Origin of the sequence: Mangrovibacter sp. MFB070 (assembly GCF_000705335.1) — a bacterium.
GTDB classification, from domain to species: domain Bacteria; phylum Pseudomonadota; class Gammaproteobacteria; order Enterobacterales; family Enterobacteriaceae; genus Mangrovibacter; species Mangrovibacter plantisponsor.
The window spans coordinates 26,876-46,055 of the sequence record NZ_JJMI01000050.1 but is presented as its reverse complement, the minus strand read 5'-3'; the positions used below and the strand labels follow the sequence as shown (position 1 = coordinate 46,055).

Here is a 19,180-nt window from a genome sequence, read left to right as displayed (position 1 = left end):
CGCCAGCCATGAATCGCCACGGGTGAGCATACAGTGGTTGCATGCTCACCCGTAAACAACGTTTGTGGCGCCTGTTCCCCCATTTCCGGGAGCAGTTAACGTGTCAGTTGCTGGAGCGTGGTTAATTGAGCAACGGCTTCCTGCATGGCATCCATCCCTTTCGCCACCACTTTCAGGCGTTCCAGGCTTTGAGCCACATTGTCTTTTTCATGGCTGTTTTGCTCACTCATATGGGCAATCTGGTCTGCCGCGTGAATGCTCTGGTCAGCCATCGTTTGGGTTGCAGCTACCGTTTCCCGGGTGACCAGGCGTATCCGGCCGATGGTTTCCACAGACTCGCCAATACTTTGTGCGGTTGCCGTAGCCTGTTCTTTGGCTTTGTGAGCCAGGCGGCGCACTTCTTCTGCCACCACGGCGAACCCGCGCCCTGCTTCACCAGCGCGTGCGGCTTCTACCGCGGCATTCAGCGCTAACAGATTGGTCTGGTCTGCAATACTGCGGATCCCCCCGGTGATTTTGGTTATTTCCTCAGATATCGATTCCAGTGACTGCAACCCTTCTTCCAGGCGTTTTTGCGCCTGCTGGGTTTCCCCGGCAGAAGTACTCATGGCACGAATACTGTTCTGGGCAACATCCAGTGCATCACTTTGCCGGTGTGTGGCCTCTTCCAGTAAAGGTAACGCCGAAAGTAACGGGCTGAGCTCCTGCTGGTAGTTAATCACCTGGTCGATAACCCGTGATTGCAAACGGTGCAAAGCTTCCCAGCGCCGTAAGGTACGTTGTGCATAATGGGCAGCATAAGCCGCATACTCCACCGGGAAATGGCGCATCGCATGGTTGTCTTTATCAAAAAACACCAGTGCCGAGAGTGTCTGGTTAATTGGCACCCCAAGAATTTCGCCAAAGCTTGAGAACCCGGCAGCTGGCAGGTTGCCAAAAAAGCGTGCCGCTGGCAGTTGCGCTTTGTTACCCACACGGCGTAACACGCAGTCGTTCAGGATCATGCCGGAAGGTGAGCCATGTTCAGCCACGAATTCCTGCCAGTCACGTTGGGTATGGCTGATAAAATCAGTCGCTTTCAGTAAATAGAGCCGGTCACCGAATTCCAGGTCGCAGAAAAAGTGAATACTCTCCTGGGTTATCTGTGCCACTGAGCGAATAAAAAAGTCATCGCCCACTTTCACACCAAAGGTGTACCCCTCCAGCCCGCTGGCGAGGGAGTCCGGCGAACACCCCAGTTGGCTGGCAAGATAAGGCACAATTGGGTGTTCATGCCCGGTGTCGTCAAATACGGAGGTGACAGTACGGGCTACCGGGTCTGCATGGGCAATCAGCCAGCTACTGCGGGTTGGCTCAAAATTCTGGCTCTTAAAGGGAGCAAAAGATTTCCCGTCTGCAATGCGGCAAAACACCACTACAGCCTGGCCCTGCAAAACCTGGCCTTTACTGCCAATCCAGGTACCACTGAAATCCAGCTTACCGCCAGCGGAACCGCCAATGGCAAGGCAGGGAAAACGACCGGCTTTATACCAGGCCTGCATTAAGAAGCCTTCAGATGCCGACAGGCCATCGCAATAAACCAGAGCAAAGGTATTTTCTGCAGAAAGCGGAATGTTGACCTGCAACGCACTAAGTTCGCGTGAAATAGCATCAACACGGGTGGCGACTGTATGGGTATCACTGGCATGCAGGTTTACATGGTGTACTTCATGTTCTTTCACCAGCGTTTGTGGCAAAAACAGCCAACTGCCTTCCTGCCCTTCTTCGTCGGCATATAAGCACTGTTTTTGCTGGCACAATGTTCCGGTAGAAGAGAGCACCAGCACACTACGTGCGGGAGTACCAAAACGTTGCCACGCTTCACTCACCTGGCGGAAGTTCGCCTGGGGTGGAACGAACACCATTAATATGCCGCCTTTATCAGGCACACCGGCCTGGCGCAGCGAGGCGGGTAATTTTTGGCAATTGAACACCCCACTTACCGGGTGTGCGCCGGTTAATGCACGGGCAGGAGCAGATACAAAAGAAGATAAAATTCCCATAGCGGCCTCATTGTTTTTAATTGAACCAGGAAACCCGCGTTATCAGGAGGAGAAGTACAATCTGTCACCGGTATTATCGACAAGGCGTAGCCATTATTAAGCAAAATGTTACGCGGATGTTGTCAGTTGTGGTGATGATCGCAGTTTCATGCAACGGCCCGGAGAAAATTTGCCCCAGGGAAAATTAACCCTGCGCAGGTTCGCGTTTCTGGCCCTGGAGGCGGGTTTGCCTCGTTTCAGCAATGGGGAGTACCCCGCTATACCCCTGAAGTATAAGCTGTTTTGTAGTGAGATCTGCATCACAACCTTTTCTCTCTGGTACGTTATAAATAAAGCCATTCAGGTATGACTTTCTTACCTGCGCATCAGGGGTTTTACGTGGTTAATTATTTTTAAACGCTGTCTGTCAACTTATTCGTTCGTACAGTGGTTGTAGTGGTCGTCGCTGTTACTACTGTGTTCCATGTGTTGTTGGTTGTAGATGTAGTAGATGTAGATGTAGATGTAGATGTAGCTAAGGTCGTCGATGTCGTTCTTACTGTCATTGTTCGTTATTCGTTAAGCTGTTGCAGTAAAGCAATAACCGCAGTTGTGAAACAGAAGTACTGAGTTACGTCATGTCATTTCGTTAAAGCTGTCGTTGTACAGATGTAGTGTTATAGATGTCGCGTTAAGCCGTTTCGTTGAAGTTGTATTATCTGTGAAATTGGGTTTTACCCACCTGTAACCAAAAAGGCGCCTGCTTTCGCAGACGCCTTTTTTACACCCCAAATACGCCGGGTACACGCTTACTTAATAGTGCGGCTATATGAAGAGTACGGACTAAGCAGCTGTCGCAGACTCAGCATGCTGTGCACCACGCAAACGCCACAACACCACCCAACGTTGTAATGCCGAAACCAGAATTACCGCCCCCAGCACCACCATAATGACAGAGATAACCCCGTTGAACAGGTTGTAGCCTTTTGCTGCCGGGTTGAAATAAACATATTTCACCATCCAGTATGCGGCATAGTTTACTGTGACATACAGATACGCCAGCGGAACCAGGCAGGTAAGGATGTAAATACGTTTTTCAGACAGGCGCAGAATAATCGTCGCACCAATAATCAGGCCAATTGAAGCCATTAACTGGTTAGAAACCCCGAACAACGCCCAGACCGAATTGATATCCCCGGAGTTCAGCAAATACCCCCATAATGCACAGGCAACAATACTGCACCCCACCGCACCGGGTACCCAGGTAGTGCGTTTTAACGGCGGCCAGATATCACCCAGAAAATCCTGTAGCAAATAACGGGCTACGCGGGTTCCGGAATCGACGGCAGTCAGAATAAATACCGCTTCGAACATCACCACAAACTGGAAGAAGTACGATGCCAGGTGGCTGAACCAGGGAACCCGAGTAAAGATATCTGCCATCCCAACCGCCAGTGTCACCGCCCCACCCGTGCGCCCGTACAGATCCAGGCCAATTTCCTGGCTCAGTTTCGGCAGGTTAACGACTTCCATACCCAGGCCGGCAAAGGTGGCGGGGGCAGAGTTAATGGCGAAATAATCGGCCGGGTGTAACGCTGTTGCGGCAATCAGTGCCATTACACCGACAACACATTCCGCACACATGGCGCCAAAAGCAACCGGCAAAATATCATTCCATTTATCAATCTGTTTTGGTGTGGTGCCTGAACCAATAAAGGCGTGGAAGCCTGAAATCGCCCCACAGGCTATGGTGATAGAGATAAACGGCCATACCGGGCCTGCCAGCACCGGACCATTACCGCTGATAAACGAAGTTACGGCAGGGAACTGAATTTCCGGGTTAATAAACACTACGCCGATAACCAGCGCACCAAATACCCCAATTTTCATAAAACTGGAAAGATAACCGCGCGGTGTCAGTAACATCCACACTGGCAGTGCGGTTGCGAAAAACGCATAGCAGGGTAACACCAGGCTCACTGTCGTTGCTTTCAGGCTCAGCCACTCACCAAATGCGGATTCCTGAATATAAGGCCCGGCCACCACACAGGCAAAAATCACTGCAATCCCAACCCAGGTTGCCGCCCGCATATTACCGGTATAGCGTTCCCATAAGCCAACACCCATCGCCACGGGGATAGTCATAAAGACAGCGAAAGTCCCCCAGGGGTTACGCTCCAGTGCATGAACCACCACCATCGACAAACCCGCCATCGTAATGGTGATGATGAACAACATCGCCAGCCCGGTACACCAGCCAGCAACCGGCCCCAGTTCAGATTTCGCCACCTCGGATAACGACTTACCCTGGTGTTTCATTGACGCGAATAACACAACTGTATCGTGAACCGCGCCGCCCACAACACAACCTACCAGCAGCCATAAAAAACCGGGAAAATACCCATATTGAGCTGCCAGAACCGGGCCAACCAGTGGGCCAGCGGCAGCGATTGCTGCAAAATGGCTACCAAAGTTCACCCATTTTTTTGTTGGTACGTAATCTTTTCCGTCTTCCAGCAAATGCGACGGTGTGACTTCACTGTTATCCGTATTCAGCACCTTACGGACGAAGAACACGCCGTACAGCCGGTAACAGATAGCGAGAATACACAGCGTGGCAATAACAAAAGTCAATGCATGTGACATAGCCCAACTCCAGAGATAAAGAAGTTCACGGCTATCTTTTCACAAGGAAAGTCTGCAACAGAGGGGTTTACCAGTGAGCGGTTATAAGCGGATTTAAGTGGCGCTATAGCGTACTGAGCGGTGCGGGTGAAGTGTGAATCCGGCATGCTGAACAGCACCACGCCGGGTTCAGAATTTCAGGCCTTCAGGCCAAGCGCCACTTTCAGGTTTTTCAGGTAGCGGCGGCTCACCGGCACGCTTTGCCCGTCGCGCAGCAATAACTCGGCCTGCCCACCTTCATCAAAACGAATCTCTTTCAGGTGCGCCATATTGACCAGGTACTGCCGGTGGCAACGCAACAACGGCGTGCGTGTTTCCAGAGTACGTAACGTCAGTTCCGTAAAGCCTTCATCACCGTGAGCACTGGTCACAAACACGCCACTCAGGCGGCTGCTGACATAACTGACATCTTCAACCGGCAGCAGATAAATACGACTGTGCCCGGTGCAAGGGATATAACGCAGATTCTCACTTACCTGGGGGAGTAACGCCGTATCCTGTTCAGTGCGTTCGTGGCGCAAACGATGCAGGGTTTTTGCCAGGCGGCTGGCTTCAACCGGTTTGAGTAAATAATCAAAAGCATGTTCCTCAAAAGCCTGTACTGCATATTCATCCCAGGCGGTAAGAAACACAATCCACGGGCGTTTTACCGGGTCGAGCATCCCTACCATTTCCAGGCCACTGATACGTGGCATTTGAATATCCAAAAACACCACATCCGGGTGTTCCCGGTGCACAGCGCCAATTCCTTCCACCGCATTGCTGCATTCACCAATCACCTGGATATCACTTTCTTGCTCCAGCATCGCTCGCAGGTTTTCCCGCGCCAGGGGTTCATCATCCACAATCAGTACTGTAATCATGGCATTTCCTCCAGCGGCAGGCGCAGCGTTACCCGGGTAAAACGTTCTGGCTGGCATTCCACCTGAATCCCACAGGCATCTCCGTATCGCGCCCGCAGGCGTTTATCAACCAACGTCATTCCCAGCCCCTGTGCATCTGGCCCGGGCTGATATAACCCGGCGTTATCTTCAATAGTCAGCACCAGCCATTTACCCTGGGTGCTGGCGTTAATAACTATCTCCCCGGCTCCCAGTAACTGCGAGGTACCGTGCTTGATGGCGTTTTCGACAATAGGCTGCAGCGTAAATGCGGGCAGGTGTTGCATGCTCAGGCTTTCCTGTAAGTTAAGCTGTACATGCAACCGTGACTGAAAACGAGCCTGTTCTATTTGCAGGTAAGCATTCACGTGGTCCATTTCATCAGCCAGGGTAACAACTTCCGCCGGGCGCTTGAGGTTTTTGCGAAAGAACGTAGACAAGTACTGCACCAGCTCGCACGCCTGGTCTTTATCGCGGCGGATCACGGCCACCAGGGTATTGAGCGCATTAAACAAAAAATGGGGGTTAACCTGGGCATGCAGCAGTTTGATTTCAGACTGGGTGAGTAACTGTTTTTGCCGCTCATACTGCCCGGCGAGAATTTGCGCCGAGAACAGACGGGCAATGCCTTCACCCAGTGTGCGGTTGATAGAGCTGAATAACCGGTTTTTAACTTCGTAGAGCTTAATGGTGCCCACCACTTTGCCATTCTCGCCGTGCAACGGAATGACCAAAGTGGAGCCCAATTTACAGTGGGAGTCCAGCGAGCAGCGGTAAGGGACCGCATTGCCATCGGCATAAACTACTTCGCCAGTTTCAATGGCACGTAATGTCAGGCCTGAAGAAATAGGCCTGCCCGGCAGGTGATGGTCGTCGCCAGTGCCGGTAAACGCCAGCAGTTTCTCGCAATCTGTAATGGCAACCGCACTGATATCCAGCTCCTGGTAGAGCACATGAGCCACCCGCATACTGTTTTCCTGGTTAAAACCGTTGCGCAGAATACCTTCAGTCAGCGCCGCCACTTTCAGCGCGGTAGTGGAAAACGCGGAGGTGTATTTCTCCAGCATGGCGCGTTTATCCAGCAGAATACGCATGAACATGGCGGACCCCACGGTGTTGGTGACCACCATAGGCGCAGCAATGCTCTCTACCAGGTGCAGTGCTTCGTTGTACGGGCGGGCAATCAGCAAAATAATCCCCATCTGGAGCACTTCAGCTACGAAGGTGGTTGCGCCCGCCGTTATTGGGTTAAACAACAGGTCTGCACGCCCACGGTTAACCAGGATGCGGTGCATCAGGCCACCCAGCAACCCTTCAACAATGGTGGATATCATGCAACTGAATGCCGTCATACCGCCCATGGCATAACGGTGTAAACCGCCTGTCAGCCCCACCAGGCCACCAACCAGCGGCCCACCCAATAAGCCCCCCATCACCGCACCAATCGCCCGGGTATTGGCAATAGAATCTTCAATATGCAGCCCAAAATAGGTGCCCATAATGCAGAAAAAGGAAAAGGTGACGTAGCAAAGTAATTTGTGCGGTAAGCGGACAGTAACCTGGGTTAACGGAATAAACAGGCGGGTTTTACTCATTAACCAGGCAATAACCAGGTAGACACACATTTGCTGGAGCAACAGCAGAACAAGGTTGAACTCGTACATATACGCCCGCAGGAGTCATCACAGTGATGACGGCTACCTTAGCGCGCAGCAGGTTCGCTTTCTTTGAAGGCTTTCAACTATTTTTGATTTTACAGAACAAAATGCAGTAAACCATAACAGATACGCATACGGGCCGCTCAAAATGTGGCCCGTATGCAGTGGGCAGCTAACTACCGGTGTGGCAATTACACTGCGCGGAAGGCGATATCCTCAGGAATGACTTCACCCTGCCAGTACATTTGGGCGGCAACACGTCCAGCCAACTGACGGTAGATAGTGGTGAACTCACTTTCCGGGCGGCTAATGACAGTAGGTGTGCCACGGTCCAGGTCTTCACGCAGGTTAATATGCAACGGCAATTGCCCTAATAATGTGGTGTGGTATTGCTGGGCCAGTTTTTCAGCACCACCAGTACCGAAGATGGGCTCATGGTGGCCACACTGGCTGCAAATATGCATGCTCATGTTTTCAACCACACCCAATACCGGCACTTCCACTTTCTCAAACATCACAATGCCTTTGCGGGCATCAATCAGGGCGATGTCCTGAGGTGTGGTGACCACCACGGCTCCGGTAACCGGAATATTTTGCGCCAGCGTCAACTGGATATCCCCGGTGCCTGGCGGCATATCCAGCACTAAATAGTCAAGATCCGGCCACAAGGTTTCCTGCAGTAACTGCATCAGTGCTTTACTGGCCATTGGGCCGCGCCACACCATGGCGTTGTCATCGGTAACCAGGTAACCAATTGAGTTGGTTGCCAGGCCATGAGCCATGACGGGTGCCATATGGGTGCCATCCGGGGAACTGGGGCGTTCAGCTTCTGCACCCAGCATGGTGGGAACTGACGGCCCATAGATATCGGCATCCAGAATCCCTACTTTTGCCCCTTCTGCCGCCAGTGCCAGCGCCAGATTCACGGCAGTAGAAGATTTACCCACCCCACCTTTGCCTGAACTGACCGCAATAATGTTTTTAACGCCATTAATGCCGGGATGATTTTTCACCCGCTTCATGGTGGCAATATGGTGTGTCAGCTTCCAGTCCACCGCTTTCGCGCCGGTAATACGCAACAGATCTGCGCTACATTGCTCTTTCAGCTCTTCAAATGCACTGGCCCAGGCAAATGGCATCTGCAATTCAATATGCAGCGTGTCATCAAGCCAGGTGACATGGCGCAATGCTTTCAGCGCTGTCAGATTATGTTTAAGCGTTGGGTGCTGAAAATTAGCCAGTGTCCCGGCCACCATAGCTCGCATGGCTTCAGGGGACTTAACCTGGGATTGAGAATTCATCCCGACTCCTTTGCTTTATTCTTGTGATGTGAACCGGCAGGCCGCAAGGCGCTGCACAATGGCTTAAGCATACCAGAACTCCAGCCTGCTCCGGGTAGCGGTGTAAAAATTTCTCATACATTTGCATGCAGCTACGCATTTGTCTGTTCAATCTGTGTTCTGTTGCGATTTTATCCCCGGGCGGTTACGGAAAGTAGCCGTTTCGCCCTTACCAAACGCCTCCCTTTCGGGTAACATCGAAACCCCTTTTTACAACTAAAGATGTAATTGTCACTATGGCTCAAGTCGCTAAAAAAATTCTGGTAACGTGTGCGCTGCCGTACGCCAACGGCTCCATTCACCTGGGTCACATGCTGGAGCATATCCAGGCTGATATCTGGGTTCGTTACCAGCGAATGCGCGGCCACCAGGTCAATTTCATCTGCGCGGACGATGCGCACGGCACGCCTATCATGCTCAAAGCGCAACAGCTGGGTATCAGCCCGGAGCAGATGATTGCCGAAATGAGTCAGGAACATCAGACCGATTTCGCTGGTTTTAATATCAGCTATGACAACTACCACTCCACACACAGTGATGAAAACCGTGAGCTGTCGCAGCTGATTTACACCCGCCTGAAAGAAAACGGTTTTATTAAAAACCGGACCATTTCCCAACTGTATGATCCGGAAAAAGGGATGTTCCTGCCAGACCGTTTTGTGAAAGGCACCTGCCCGAAATGTAAATCACCGGATCAATACGGCGATAACTGCGAAGTGTGCGGCGCAACTTACAGCCCGACTGAGCTTATCGACCCGAAATCGGCGGTTTCTGGTGCCACACCGGTCATGCGCGAATCTGAACACTTCTTCTTTGACCTGCCTTCTTTCAGCGAAATGCTGAGTGCCTGGACTCGCTCTGGTGCACTGCAGGAACAAGTGGCGAACAAAATGCAGGAGTGGTTTGATGCTGGCCTGCAGCAGTGGGATATCTCCCGCGATGCGCCTTACTTTGGCTTCGAAATTCCCGACGCGCCGGGCAAGTATTTCTACGTGTGGCTGGATGCGCCTATTGGCTACATGGGTTCTTTCAAAAACCTGTGCGACAAACGTGGCGACCTGAACTTTGACGACTGGTGGAAAAAAGACGCTGATTCCGAGCTGTATCACTTTATCGGTAAAGATATTGTTTACTTCCACAGCCTGTTCTGGCCTGCCATGCTGGAAGGCAGCGGTTACCGCAAACCAACCAACTTGTTTGTGCACGGTTATGTCACGGTGAATGGCGCGAAAATGTCCAAATCGCGCGGCACGTTTATTAAAGCGAGCACCTGGCTTAACCATTTCGATGCCGACAGCCTGCGCTATTACTACGCAGCGAAACTCTCTTCCCGTATTGATGACATCGACCTGAACCTGGAAGATTTCGTACAGCGTGTTAACGCCGATATCGTTAACAAAGTGGTTAACCTGGCATCGCGTAACGCTGGTTTTATTGCTAAGCGTTTCGGCGGCAAACTGGCTGAAAACCTTGCTGACCCGGCACTGTTCAAAACCTTCACTGACGCAGCACAAACCATTGGCGACGCATGGGAAAGCCGTGAATATGGCCGTGCCATCCGTGAAATTATGGCGCTGGCCGACCAGGCTAACCGCTATGTAGATGAACAGGCACCCTGGGTGGTGGCAAAACAGGAAGGCCGCGACACCGACCTGCAGGCCATTTGCTCCATGGGTATTAACCTGTTCCGGGTGCTGATGACCTACCTGAAACCAGTGCTGCCAGTACTGGCTGAGCGTGCAGAAGCGTTCCTGAACACCACGCTGAGCTGGGATGATGTGGCAACACCGTTACTGGCCCACCAGGTTAACAATTTCAAAGCGTTGTATAACCGTATTGAGATGAAACAGGTGGAAGCTCTGGTGGAAGATTCCAAACAGGAAACTGCACCAGCTAAAGTGGTTACCGGGCCGCTGGCAGATGACCCAATTCAGGACACCATCACGTTCGATGACTTCGCCAAAGTGGATATGCGTATTGCACTTATCCAGAACGCTGAGTTTGTTGATGGCTCCGATAAACTGCTGCGCCTGACACTGGATCTCGGTGGTGAAACCCGCAATGTGTTCTCCGGTATTCGTTCAGCTTACCCGGACCCGCAGGTACTGACTGGCCGCCTGACCGTTATGGTAGCCAACCTGGCGCCACGCAAAATGCGCTTTGGGGTATCTGAAGGCATGGTGATGGCAGCAGGCCCTGGCGGGAAAGATATTTTCCTGTTAAGCCCGGACAGCGGTGCCCAGCCTGGCCAACAGGTAAAATAAGCAACCCAGTTAATCAGTGCTGGGGCAGGTATCATTCCGCATCTGGCACTCTGCAACGGGTTAGCAAACTGGAAAGGGAGAATACGTTCTCCCTTGAGTCTGATGACAAACCTCATGTCCGCACAAAACGAGAGGATGTCACCCAATAAAAAACCCGGAAAATCAATTCATTGATTTTCGGCTGCTCACTAAAAAGAAGGAAAAACCACATTTTTTCCTTCTTTTTCATCACGCTAAAGGGAGAATACGTTCTCCCTTTTTTATTGCCCGCTGTTTTGCGGCCTGCTCCGCGCCCTTCGCGTTCACCCACATTTCGCTGGCTTACGAAGCATTCACTGCTCTGGCTTCTTACACTGCTCGCCATAACAACCCAATGGAGAGCACCATGATTGCCGTACTTTTTGAAGCCGAAACGCACCCTGATGCGCAGGCGCGTTACCTGGAACTGGCAGAAGCCCTGAAACCGGAACTGAAAAACATTGATGGCTTCATTGCTATTGAACGTTTTCACAGCCTGAACACACCGGGCAAGATTTTATCGCTCTCCTGGTGGCGTGATGCCGAAGCTGTGCTCACATGGAAAAACCATATGTCACACCTGGCCGCGCAGAAGGAAGGACGCCAGGCGATTTTTGCCAGTTACCGAATTCGGGTGGCAGAGGTATTACGTGATTACTCATTAAATACAGGAGCACAACACGATGTTTGATATCCATCTGGTTCTGAATAACACGCCCGGCGCACTGGCAACCATGGGCAAAATACTGGGTGAAAATGGAATTGGCCTGGAAGGCGGAGGGGTGTTTACCGCAGAACATATCAGCCATGCCCATTTTTTAGTTGAAGAAGGTGAACGGGCGCAACAGGTGCTGCAACAGGCCGGGTTTACCGTACTGGCAATAACCCGGCCCGTGATTAAAAAATTAAAACAGGAAAAACCTGGCGAACTGGGTGCTATCGCCACAGTATTGTCAGACCATGACATTAATATTCTCGTGCAGTACAGTGACCACCATAACCGCTTAATTCTGCTGACAGATAACAATGCACAGGCCCGGGAAGTGACAAAGCAATGGGATATCCCGACACCATGACACAGATACAGGCACAGACCACGCTGCCCGACACGCAGCCAATCTCTGTCGAACAACGTATTGCAGAGGTGGCCAGCGCCATCTCTGATGCTTCCCGCGCCACTATGCTCTGTGCACTGATGGACGGGCGCGCATGGACAGCGACCGAACTGAGCGCCACCACACACATTGCCGCATCAACCGCCAGTGCGCACCTGGCAAAGTTGTTAAAAAGTGGGCTGGTGCAGTGCGTCACTCAGGGCCGCCACCGGTATTATCGGCTGGCCGGGCACGATATTGCTGCACTGCTTGAATCCATGATGTGCATTTCAACACAGCAGGTGCAGGCCCCTGAAAGCCGGGCACCGGTTCTATTGCGCCATGCCCGTACCTGCTACGACCACCTGGCGGGGGAAGTTGCGGTAAAAATTTACCAGGTTATGCACCAGGCAGAATGGATCACCCCGGATGGCAGCACATTAACCCCTAAGGGAACCTTGGCCTTTTTGCAGGCAGGGATCACGCTCAATACCGCCAGCAGGCGTAAACCCTGCACGGCATGCCTGGACTGGAGCGAGCGGCAGTTTCATGCTGGTGGTGAAGTTGGCGCGGCATTACTGCGTACTTTTGAACAAAACAACTGGCTGGTACGTACGCCAGGTTACCGTGAAGTGACAATAACGGCCGCGGGCGAAAAAGCACTGCAGCGTATTTTTAACTTTGCCTGACGGTTGCTGGCACGCGGTCCGTTTTTATCGCCATACAGGCGGTTTACCCGTTCTGGCACACAAAGCCTTATGTAACGCGCCTGTTTCACTTTATAATCGCCCTGTTAACATTAAGGAGTCCGATAATGAAAGTAACGCGATTTTTTCTGATTGCCGGTATGGTTTTGATGGCACTGGGCGGTATCGGCGGCGTGATGCTCGCTGGCTACACCTTTATTTTACATAGCCAGTAAGCCTGCGTTGCAGGCACTCGAACACCTGGTCCACTATTACTGCGGCCAGCGCCACCAGCACTGCACCCTGAATAACGTAAGCGGTATTAAAACCGCTCAACCCCACAATAACAGGGGTGCCCAGCGTTTTTGCCCCCACCGTTGAGGCGATGGCGGCAGTACCAATATTGATGATGACCGACGTGCGGATACCCGCAATAATCACTGGTGCAGCCAGGGGTAATTCCACTTTCAGTAACACCTGGCCGGGGCGCATCCCCATCCCCTGAGCCACTTCTTTGACTTCTGCCGGTACTGCATTCAACCCGGCCAGTGTGCCCTGTAATACTGGCAATAAACCATACAGAAACAGAGCCAGCATCGCGGGTTCGCTGCCAAACCCCATTACCGGCACCGCCACAGCCAGCACCGCCACCGGGGGGAATGTTTGCCCTGCTGCCGCCAGTGTTTGTACCAGGTGGCGAAAAGGTTCACCCGCCGGGCGGGAGACCAGTATCCCCACACCACCCGCCACGGTAACAGCGCAGGCACTTGAGATTGCCACCAACACCATATGCGCCCATGCCAGTGAGATAAAGCTGGATTGTTGCCACACCGGGCGCTCCAGCCCGGGAAACAGGTAGTGAAACAGCGGGCCACTGTAAGGCATACCGAACAACAGCCCGAGAAACAACGCGGCCAGCCAGAAAAGAGGTAAACGTAATAGCGTCTTCATGGTGTCACACCCTGGTTAATCACATCCTGCAGGTGCAAATTCCCCACAACTTCACCTGTACCATTAACCACAGGCAGAACGTGCCGGGCCTGCTGAATAAATGCAGACAACGCTTCACGCAAAGATAACGCCACTGACACAGGCACCCCACCACTGGGTGCTTCGCCCAGGCGTACCAGATTTTTCACGCAGTACAGCCCCAACAGGCGAATTCCCCGGTCGCTGTCGCCAAAAAAGCCACGCACAAAATCGTTGGCAGGCTGGCGCAGCAAGGTATCTGGCGCCCCCTGTTGCACTACTTTGCCGTTGTCCATCAGGACCAGGTGGTCGGCAAGTGCCAGGGCTTCGTCAATATCATGAGTGACCAGAATGATGGTGCGCCCCTCTGCGCGCTGCACACGCAAGATCTCTTGTTGCAGGCTGCTGCGGGTAACAGGATCCAGAGCACCGAAAGGCTCATCCATTAATAACACTTCCGGATCAGCCGCCAGTGCCCGGGCCACCCCAACCCGTTGTTGCTGGCCGCCTGAAAGCTGGTGAGGGTAACGCTGGTAAAATACCGCCGGTTCCAGATTAAGTAATTCCAGTAACTCGATAACCCGGCTGTGTATTTTTTTATCCGGCCATTTCAGCAGGCGTGGCACGGTGGCAATATTCTCCGCGACCGTCCAGTGGGGAAATAAACCAATGGACTGAATGGAATAGCCCATACGCCGGCGCAGAGCAGTAACCGGATGGCGGGTTACTGGCTCACCAGCAAAGCGAATTATACCGCTGTCAAAATCCACCATGCGGTTAATCATTTTCAGCATGGTGGATTTACCGGAACCGGATGTGCCCACCAGTACACTGAATGCCCCCCGGGCAAAATTCAGCGAGACATCACTGACGGCTGCTTTGCCATGAAAGGCTTTGGTGACATGTTCAAATTCAATCATGGTTGTTATGCTCCAGCCGGTGAATAAGCAGATGGAAAATACGGTCGGCCAGCACTGCCAGCGCCACTACAGGGATAACGCCCAGCAGTACCAGTGACTGGGCGCTGGCTGATAACCCCTGGAAAATCAATGCGCCAAACCCACCGGCGCCAATCAGTGCCGCCACCACCGCCATGCCTGTAGTTTGCACAGTAACCACGCGTAAATTACGTAACAACACCGGTAATGCCAGTGGCACTTCCACCTGCACAAAACATTGCCATGGCGTCATACCATTCCCCTGAGCACTCTCTTTAACCGCCTGTGGCACTTGATCCAGCCCGGCTACCACACCGCGCACCAGGGGCAACAGCGCATATAACACCAGAGCGATGATAGCCGGTGCTGCGCCAATGCCGCCAATTCCCAGCGTACCTAACCATGGCAGGGCGTTACCCAGGGCGGAAAGTGGCGCTATCAGTAACCCAAACATGGCAACAGAAGGTACGGTTTGAATCACATTCAACACGCTGAACACAGAAGACTGAGCCTGCGGTTTACGGTGCAGATATAGCCCCAGAGGAATGCCGATAACCAGCGCAGGCAGCAGGGTGCCGAAAGTCAGTGCCAGATGGCGCAGTAACGCATCATCAAACACAGCTTTGCGGTTGGCGTACTCTTTCAGCAAAGACAACCCATCGAAATGGCCGGAATACAACAGGGCCAGCGGAACCAGCCACAATTGCAGGTACATTATGGCGCGTACAGCGGGTTTCATAGGCAGAGAGCGTGCGGCTTCGCTAAACCCAATCAGGCTGATTGCCAGCACCAGCCAGGTGCCGCCTGCCAGTGAAACTCTGGCATAAGGGTGAGAGCCGCCCGCCAGTTGGTTCGCCCAAAAACCACAGGCAAACAGCCAGCCAATAAATAACAGTTCGAATAACAGCACCACCACCAGGCGGTGGCGTGGAGAACTGCATGCCAGCAGCACAACAGCCGACAGTAACAGCGCGGCTGTTGAATAAGGAACCAGGGCGGAAAGCATTACGGGCTGCCCGCTCAGCAGGCGGTTAGGCGCCATGGTAAGTACAGGCAAATACAGTACGGTAACCACTAACAATGCTACCAGAACCCAGAGCACCGGGTTCTGGCGAAAACTGCTACATACGTTTTGCCACAACCTAGTCAACAAAATGATTTGCCTTTAGCCAGGTCTGCGCCACACTACTGGCATCGATACCTTCAACTGCAATTTTGGCATTAAGTTGCTGCAACGTTTTTTCATCCAGCGCGCCGAATACTGGTTTTAACCAGGTGGCAATGTCCGGGTGTTCTTTAAGTACTGCTTCACGAATAACCGGCGCGGGTGCGTAAACAGGCTGGGTGCCTTTCGGGTCGCTCAGGGTGCGCAAACCCAGTGCTGCTACCGGGCCATCGGTGCCATAGGCCATTGCAGCATTCACGCCCGAGGTATTTTGGGCTGCGGCTTTGATGGTCACAGCGGTATCCCCACCGGCAAGGGACAATAGCTGGTCCTGTGACAGTGTAAAACCATAAGCTTTTTCGAAAGCAGGCAGGGCATCTGGCCGTTCAATAAATTCGGCAGAAGCCGCCAGCTTGAATGTACCACCCTCTTTCAGGTAACGGCTCAGGTCATCAAGGGAAATGAGATGGTTTTTCTCTGCCACATCGTCGCGAACCGCAATGGTCCAGGTATTATTAGCCGGAGCGGGTGTCAGCCAGACCAGGTGTTTTTTTGCCGCATCCAGTTGTTTGACTTTTTCATAACCTTGTTGCGGGTTTTTCCAGACCGGGGAACTGGCTTCATTAAAGAAAAATGCGCCGTTCCCGGTATATTCAGGGTAGATATCCAGCGCACCTGAGGTAATTGCGCCGCGCACGACCGGTGTGGTTCCCAGCTGGATTTTATTTTCTGTTTTCACACCATGAGCATTCAGCACCTGCAGAATAATATTGCCCAGTAATGCGCCTTCCGTATCAATTTTCGAACCGACTTTCACCGGGTCTGCTGCCTGTGCAGGTAAAGCCAGAACCAGTGCTGCGCCCAGTAAACATGATGACCACAGGGTACTTTTTTTCATTTTCTCTCCGTTTCTCTGTTCGTCAACTGCATGAAAAATAAGGATAGCGGAATATTTCCGGCAAAGGGATGTCGGGCAGAAAAATCTGTGCGTAAAACAAAACGGGCCATCACCTGGCAGGGTGACAGCCCGTCATCAACAGTAACGCCAGGGTTTACAGCAAGTCAAACGAACCCTGTTTCACCCGTGCAGAATCCAGGCCGATAAATACGTTGAATTTGCCTGGCTCCGCGACATATTGCATGCGGGCATTCCAGAACTTCAGCGCATTGATATCAACCGGGAAGCTGACAGTCTGGGTTTCGTGGGGTTTCAGGGTCACTTTTTTGAACCCACGTAACATTTTCACCGGGCGGCTCATGCTGGCAGTGACATCCTGCAAATAGAGCTGCACCACTGTTGCCCCTTCCCGGTCGCCGGTATTGGTAACAGTAACGCTCGCCGTGACCGTGCCATCCCGTTTCATCACCGGTGAAGACATTTTCACATCCGACACCTGGAACGTGGTATAGCTCAGGCCATAACCGAACGGGAACAGCGGGCCGTTTGCTTCATCATAATAGTGCGATGTGTATTTATCCGGTTTTTCCGGGTTATACGGGCGGCCGGTATTCAGGTGGCTGTAGTAAACCGGAATTTGCCCAACTGAACGTGGGAAAGACATGGGTAATTTGCCGGACGGGTTGTAATCGCCAAACAGCACATCTGCGATGGCATTGCCCCCTTCGGTGCCAGCGAACCAGGTCTCCAGCATGGCATCAGCCTGCTGCTGTTCTTTCACCAGCGCCAGCGGGCGGCCATTCATCAGTACCAGCACCAGTGGCTTGCCGGTGGCCTTCAGGGCAGCAATCAGGTCGCGCTGGCTTTGCGGAATGGTAATATTGGTGCGGCTGGATGCTTCATGAGCCATGCCCTGCGCTTCACCCACAACTGCCACAACAACGTCGGCGCTTTTCGCCGTGTTGACGGCTTCGTCTATCATGGCCTGTGGTGAACGCGGGTCCTGCTGCACGGCTTTTTCATAGGAGTTCAGAAAATCAATAATGCCCTGGTGGTTAGAAATATTGGCACCACGCGCATAAACAATGTGTGCGCTGTTGCCTGCGGCGTTTTTGATGCCCTGCAACACACTCACAGACTGGCTGGCAACACCGGCTGCAGACCAACTGCCCATCATGTCTCGCTGGCTGTCGGCCAGAGGCCCAATAACCGCAATAGTGCCCTGTTTTTTGAGCGGCAGCGTGTGCAGGCGGTTTTTCAGCAACACCAGGCTTTCACGAGCCACTTCGCGGGCTTCTTTGCGGTGCAGGCGGCTTTCTGCGTTGGTGTCCACCGGGTCACTGCTTTTAGGCCCCAGGTGCCCGTATGGGTCGTTAAATAACCCCATATCATATTTAACGTTCAGAACGTGCCGTGTTGCATCATCCAGTTCTGCCATGCTGACAGCACCGCTTTTAATCAGCCCGGGCAAGTATTTGCTGTAATACTCATCGCTCATGCTCATATCAATACCGGCTTTAAGCGCGATACGCACTGCATCCTGTGGGTCACTGGCTACACCGTGGTTGATTAACTCTTTGATGGCACCATGGTCAGAAATGGTAATGCCTTTAAAGCCCCACTCTTTGCGCAGCACATCTTTGAGTAACCAGGAGTCAGACGTTGCCGGGGTGCCATTCAGTGAGTTCAGGGCAATCATCACCCCGCCACTGCCCGCATCCAGCCCGGCTTTGTAAGGCGGCAAATAGTCGTTGAATAACCGCTGCGGGCTCATATCCACCGTGTTGTACTCTTTCCCGCCTTCTACCGCGCCGTATGCGGCGAAGTGTTTCACGCTGGTCATTACCGAGTAGCGGTCTGCCGGGCTTTTCCCCTGCATGGATTCAACCATGGTGCGGCCCATGATGGATGTGAGATAGGTATCTTCACCGAACCCTTCAGACACCCGCCCCCAACGCGGATCCCGGCTCACGTCTACCATAGGCGCCCAGGTCATATTCAGGCCGTCATCGGCGGCTTCCCAGGCCGAAATGCGCCCCACAGTGCGCACCGCATCAAGGTCAAATGTGGAAGCCAGCCCCAGGCTTATCGGGAATACTGTGCGCTGGCCGTGCACCACATCATAGGCAAAAAATAAGGGAATTTTCAGGCGGCTGAGTTGCATCACCTGATCCTGCATTTTACGAATATCCGGGCGAGTCACCGTATTAAAAATAGCGCCGACGTGCCCTTCTTTAATCATTTCACGAATTTTTTCTTTTGGGTTGTCAGGCCCAACGCTAATTAACCTGAGCTGGCCGATTTTTTCATCGACAGTCATTTTTTTCAGCAGGCTGGTGACAAAAGCATCACGCGCCTCGGTGGTCATGGGATGGGGACCAAACAAATCATCGGCCAGTGCAGGTTGCAGCGCAAGACTCACGGCAAGCCCCACAGAACAAAGCCATTTCATAAGTTGACTCTCAGGTTAAGGCGGTGCCTGGCTGACGCCGCACAGAAAAATAAAAAGGGCAGTTTGCCACAAGCAGGAATGAGTAAAAAGTAAGATAATCCGGATATATGC

The 19,180-nt window shown here is 52.6% G+C and carries 16 protein-coding genes; 5 read left to right on the top strand and 11 right to left on the bottom strand.

Features of this window, described 5'->3' with window-relative positions; genetic code table 11:
- Positions 1–95 precede the first annotated feature (95 nt).
- The 5 genes from DT73_RS21245 to apbC form a co-directional block, all read right to left on the bottom strand.
- The gene (locus DT73_RS21245) at positions 96–1,973 is read right to left on the bottom strand and encodes a methyl-accepting chemotaxis protein (protein WP_036115297.1); all 1,878 of its coding nucleotides are present in this window, start codon (positions 1,971–1,973) and stop codon (positions 96–98) included.
- Between the two features lie 891 nt (positions 1,974–2,864).
- Positions 2,865–4,667, bottom strand: a complete 1,803-nt coding sequence (locus tag DT73_RS21240) for a carbon starvation protein A (RefSeq protein ID WP_036114829.1) — start codon at positions 4,665–4,667, stop codon at positions 2,865–2,867.
- A 176-nt stretch (positions 4,668–4,843) separates the two neighbouring features.
- On the bottom strand, positions 4,844–5,569 hold the full coding sequence (gene btsR / locus DT73_RS21235) for a two-component system response regulator BtsR (protein WP_036114826.1): 726 nt from the start codon (positions 5,567–5,569) through the stop codon (positions 4,844–4,846).
- A complete protein-coding gene (locus tag DT73_RS21230; protein WP_036114823.1) occupies positions 5,566–7,251 on the bottom strand; it encodes a sensor histidine kinase in 1,686 nt (561 codons plus the stop codon). Before DT73_RS21230 ends, btsR begins: the two co-directional genes overlap by 4 nt.
- Before the next feature lie 185 nt (positions 7,252–7,436).
- The gene (gene apbC, locus DT73_RS21225; protein ID WP_036114821.1) at positions 7,437–8,546 is read right to left on the bottom strand and encodes an iron-sulfur cluster carrier protein ApbC; all 1,110 of its coding nucleotides are present in this window, start codon (positions 8,544–8,546) and stop codon (positions 7,437–7,439) included.
- A gap of 275 nt (positions 8,547–8,821) precedes the next feature.
- Here apbC and metG point away from each other — a divergent pair, with 275 nt between their 5' ends.
- Positions 8,822–10,849 (top strand): methionine--tRNA ligase, encoded by a 2,028-nt coding sequence (gene metG / locus DT73_RS21220; RefSeq protein WP_036114818.1) that lies wholly within the window; start codon positions 8,822–8,824, stop codon positions 10,847–10,849.
- A 112-nt stretch (positions 10,850–10,961) separates the two neighbouring features.
- Here the strand turns inward: metG and DT73_RS26305 are convergent, their stop codons facing one another.
- On the bottom strand, positions 10,962–11,213 hold the full coding sequence (locus tag DT73_RS26305; protein ID WP_152552558.1) for a hypothetical protein: 252 nt from the start codon (positions 11,211–11,213) through the stop codon (positions 10,962–10,964).
- Positions 11,214–11,234: 21 nt separating this feature from the next.
- Here DT73_RS26305 and DT73_RS21215 point away from each other — a divergent pair, with 21 nt between their 5' ends.
- From DT73_RS21215 to DT73_RS26300, 4 genes are all read left to right on the top strand, one after another.
- Positions 11,235–11,558, top strand: coding sequence for an antibiotic biosynthesis monooxygenase (locus DT73_RS21215; RefSeq protein ID WP_036114814.1), 324 nt, complete (start codon positions 11,235–11,237; stop codon positions 11,556–11,558).
- The gene (locus DT73_RS21210; RefSeq protein ID WP_036114811.1) at positions 11,551–11,943 is read left to right on the top strand and encodes an amino acid-binding protein; all 393 of its coding nucleotides are present in this window, start codon (positions 11,551–11,553) and stop codon (positions 11,941–11,943) included. Before DT73_RS21215 ends, DT73_RS21210 begins: the two co-directional genes overlap by 8 nt.
- The gene (locus DT73_RS21205) at positions 11,940–12,650 is read left to right on the top strand and encodes a helix-turn-helix transcriptional regulator (protein ID WP_036114810.1); all 711 of its coding nucleotides are present in this window, start codon (positions 11,940–11,942) and stop codon (positions 12,648–12,650) included. Before DT73_RS21210 ends, DT73_RS21205 begins: the two co-directional genes overlap by 4 nt.
- A 125-nt stretch (positions 12,651–12,775) precedes the next feature.
- On the top strand, positions 12,776–12,883 hold the full coding sequence (locus DT73_RS26300; protein WP_036114808.1) for a protein YohO: 108 nt from the start codon (positions 12,776–12,778) through the stop codon (positions 12,881–12,883).
- On the opposite strand, the gene DT73_RS21195 is transcribed toward DT73_RS26300, so the two are convergent.
- From DT73_RS21195 to bglX, 5 genes are all read right to left on the bottom strand, one after another.
- Positions 12,864–13,598, bottom strand: a complete 735-nt coding sequence (locus DT73_RS21195) for an ABC transporter permease (RefSeq protein WP_036114806.1) — start codon at positions 13,596–13,598, stop codon at positions 12,864–12,866. The two genes, DT73_RS26300 and DT73_RS21195, sit on opposite strands and share 20 nt — an antisense overlap.
- Complete coding sequence (locus DT73_RS21190) at positions 13,595–14,536, bottom strand: ABC transporter ATP-binding protein (protein WP_036114802.1); 942 nt, start codon at positions 14,534–14,536, stop codon at positions 13,595–13,597. Before DT73_RS21190 ends, DT73_RS21195 begins: the two co-directional genes overlap by 4 nt.
- Positions 14,529–15,707 carry an ABC transporter permease gene (locus DT73_RS21185; RefSeq protein WP_304413348.1) on the bottom strand — a complete coding sequence of 393 codons (1,179 nt, stop codon included), beginning with the start codon at positions 15,705–15,707 and terminating at the stop codon, positions 14,529–14,531. Before DT73_RS21185 ends, DT73_RS21190 begins: the two co-directional genes overlap by 8 nt.
- Positions 15,697–16,617 (bottom strand): ABC transporter substrate-binding protein, encoded by a 921-nt coding sequence (locus tag DT73_RS21180; RefSeq protein WP_036114798.1) that lies wholly within the window; start codon positions 16,615–16,617, stop codon positions 15,697–15,699. Before DT73_RS21180 ends, DT73_RS21185 begins: the two co-directional genes overlap by 11 nt.
- Before the next feature lie 154 nt (positions 16,618–16,771).
- Positions 16,772–19,069, bottom strand: a complete 2,298-nt coding sequence (gene bglX / locus DT73_RS21175; RefSeq protein ID WP_036114797.1) for a beta-glucosidase BglX — start codon at positions 19,067–19,069, stop codon at positions 16,772–16,774.
- Between the last annotated feature and the right edge of the window lie 111 nt (positions 19,070–19,180).